This is a genomic window from Nonomuraea zeae (genome assembly GCF_005889725.1).
GTDB lineage: Bacteria > Actinomycetota > Actinomycetes > Streptosporangiales > Streptosporangiaceae > Nonomuraea > Nonomuraea zeae.
In genome coordinates this window covers 1-854 of the sequence record NZ_VCKX01000707.1, presented here as the reverse complement: position 1 = coordinate 854, position 854 = coordinate 1, and the positions used below count along the sequence as shown (strand labels likewise).

The following is an 854-nucleotide window of genomic DNA, read 5'->3' as shown; positions in this document are numbered from 1 at the left end:
GGTCGGGGGCGTCTGGGCCGCCGGGGACATCGAGGAGGTGGTGGCCGAGGTGCATCCCGACGCGGCCGCGATCGTGTGCGGGCCAGGCAAGGACCGGCCGCGCACGCCGTACGAGGCCAAGTTCAGCCTGCCGTGGAGCGTCGCGGCGATGCTGCTCGACGGAGTGGTGAACGCGCGCACCTACGAGCGGGTGGACCGGCCGGAGGTGACGGCGCTGGCCGGCCGGGTCACGCACGAGGTGATCCCGTTCCCCGGGCCCGCCGCCGACCAGCCGGGACGGCTGCGGGTGCGCTTCGCCGACGGGACGCGGGCGGTCGGAACGGTGCCGCGCAGCTCCGGCGGACCGGACGATCCGGCGACCGGCGAGCTGGTCCGCCGCAAGGCGCTGGCCAACGGGCTGTCCGGCGCGGCGATGGCGAGCCTGTCGCGGCTCGCCGAACTGACCGAGGTGACGACGCTGATGGCCGGGCTCGCGGCCCAGGAGGAGGTCTCATGACCGTGTCCGTCGCGCATGGCACCGTACGGCTGCCCGCGCTGTCCGCGCCGACGATGGCCCAGGCGTACGAGCGGGCCAGAGCCGCCCTGGCGGAGGCCGGGCTCACCGGCCAGGACGCCGTCCAGGTCATCGAGTACGTCACACCGCACGCCACCACCCCGCACCTCGGCACCCCGGACCCCGGCACCCCGGACTTCGGTACGCCGGACTTCGGTACGCCGCACGCCGGTCCGGCGGACATCGGTATGCCGCACGCTGGTACGCCGCACGCTGGCACGTCGGACGCCGGCATGGCTGGCGATGGGCCAGGCGGGGATGGGCCAGGCAGGGATGGGCCAGGCAGGGATGGGCCAGGCAG

The 854-nt window shown here is 75.3% G+C and carries 2 pseudogenes; both read left to right on the top strand.

Annotated elements, in window-relative coordinates:
* A pseudogene (locus ETD85_RS62520) lies at positions 1–496 on the top strand (MmgE/PrpD family protein); the annotation flags it as partial.
* Positions 493–854, top strand: a pseudogene (locus ETD85_RS62515) (hypothetical protein); the annotation flags it as partial. The pseudogenes ETD85_RS62520 and ETD85_RS62515, both read left to right, overlap by 4 nt.